This is a genomic window from Mesorhizobium sp. LSJC285A00, from assembly GCF_000503155.1.
In the GTDB taxonomy this organism is placed as follows: domain Bacteria; phylum Pseudomonadota; class Alphaproteobacteria; order Rhizobiales; family Rhizobiaceae; genus Mesorhizobium.
This window is the reverse complement of sequence record NZ_AYVK01000100.1, coordinates 1-1,725: the sequence shown is the minus strand read 5'-3', so window position 1 is coordinate 1,725 and position 1,725 is coordinate 1. Positions and strand designations below refer to the sequence as shown.

Here is a 1,725-nt window from a genome sequence, read left to right as displayed (position 1 = left end):
ACGCATAGGGGGAGAGAAGTGTCACCTATGTATCCGGTTCAAAGTGTTACCCATCTATCGGCTGGACACCGGCTCTGGCAACACTCCCTCTCTTCGGTTAGCTTCGCCAAAATTCCTTGGCGGAAGGATGAACCTTTTTGAACCTATCGGCGACAGAGCAGACAGGAGCCAGGCGGCTCGACCGGCCATGACGGCAGCGACCGAGACTGATCGCGCGCTTGTCGACCGGGTCGCGAAGGGCGACCGTGCCGCTGTTCGGCTGCTGTTCATGCGTCACCACGCGCGGGTCTACCGCTTCGTGGTGCGCCAGACGGGATCGGAAATGATGGCCGACGATATCGCAAACGAGGTCTTTCTCGAGCTGTGGCGCCAGGCGCCCGGTTTCGAAGGGCGCTCGGAAGTCTCGACATGGCTGCTCGGCATCGCCCGGTTCAAGGCGCTGTCGATGCTTCGCAAGAAAAAAGAAGACTGGATCGATGACGACGATGCGGCGCAGGTTCCCGACGGCGCCGACACGCCGGAAGTCGCCACCATGAAGGAAGACAAGGGCGCCGCTTTGCGGCGCTTCGTCGATGCCTTGCCGGAGGAACACCGCTCGGTGATCGACCTTGCCTATTACCATGGACAGTCGGTGACGGAGATTGGCGAGGTGCTCGGCATCCCGGTCGCCACCGTCAAGACCCGAATGTTCTACGCCCGCAAGAAACTCGGCGAAGCCCTCAAGGCCGCCGGTTACGACAGGGGGTGGCCATGAGCAATCCTGAAGACATGAGCGCCGCTGAAAAAATGTCGCGCCGTGACGAAATGGAAACGCTGCTGCCGTTCTACCTGAACGGCTCGCTGGAAGGCTCGGACCTCGAAGCCGTCGAGGAATGGCTGGCGTCCGACCCGGCTGCGATGGCTGCGCTTGGCGAGGCCGAGGCCGAATTCTCCGGCGCCACCGCCGCCAACGAAGCGATCCGGCCACCGGCCGATGCGCTCAGCCGCTTTGCCAGGGCGCTTGACGCCGAAGCCGGACCGGTCCGCGCGCCGGCGGGCCGTTCCTGGCTGTCGCAGGCGCTCGGCCGTGTCGTGGCGGTGCCGGTCGGTGTCGCCTGGGCGGCGGCCGCTGTCTTGCTGGCGTTGGTCGTGGTGCAGTCCTACGTGCAGACCGGCGGCAAGGGTAATGATTTCGAGATTGCCGGGGCCGAGGACGAGTTGGCGAAACTGCCGTTCGCGCTGGTCAAGTTCAAGCCGGATGCGAAGATGTCCGACATCGCTGTCTTCCTCGACCAGAACGCGCTGAAGATCGCCGGCGGGCCGGCCGCCTCGGGCGTCTTCCGCATTGCCATCCCGGTCAAGACCGGAGCAGACTACACCAGGCTCGTCGGCCTTATTGCCGCCCAGCCGTTCGCGGAGACTGTGATCGAGGGAAGGAAACCGGTTGATGGCAGCTAGGGCGGTCATTCGATTTGCGGCGATCCTGGTGGCGGCGACGACAATCGTCGCCGTGCCGGCGTCGGCGCAGACCAATGATCCCAATGCCGGCCGGGCCGACTGCACCGACGCGGCCGGGGCGGCGGCTGCCGACTGCCCGAAAGACGGCAATGAGGCCAAGGTCGGCGGCGAACCAGGCGCAGTTACCCTTCCGGCCCTGATCGTCGACCTGTTTCCCAACCCACCGGCTCCCGTAGCGCCCGTGCCGACGCCGCGGCCGTCAGCGCCGCCTGCCGACACGCAGGCCGG

The 1,725-nt window shown here is 65.3% G+C and carries 2 protein-coding genes and 1 pseudogene; all 3 read left to right on the top strand.

The window, feature by feature from the left end; all coding sequences use genetic code 11:
- The first annotated feature begins 187 nt into the window (after positions 1 to 187).
- Entirely contained in the window at positions 188 to 754 is a 567-nt protein-coding gene (locus X726_RS137285) for a sigma-70 family RNA polymerase sigma factor (protein WP_023683483.1), read from the top strand.
- A 14-nt stretch (positions 755 to 768) separates the two neighbouring features.
- The gene (locus tag X726_RS137290; RefSeq protein ID WP_027049225.1) at positions 769 to 1,437 is read left to right on the top strand and encodes a hypothetical protein; all 669 of its coding nucleotides are present in this window, start codon (positions 769 to 771) and stop codon (positions 1,435 to 1,437) included.
- A pseudogene (locus tag X726_RS0137125) lies at positions 1,427 to 1,725 on the top strand (peptidase S8); the annotation flags it as partial. The gene X726_RS137290 and the pseudogene X726_RS0137125, both read left to right, overlap by 11 nt.

What these genes read in the sequence shown, in the direction of transcription:
- X726_RS137285 (WP_023683483.1), top strand. Translation starts at nt 188, where the DNA reads ATGACGGCAGCGACCGAGACTGATCGCGCGCTTGTCGACCGGGTCGCG.
- X726_RS137290 (WP_027049225.1), top strand. Translation starts at nt 769, where the DNA reads ATGAGCGCCGCTGAAAAAATGTCGCGCCGTGACGAAATGGAAACGCTG.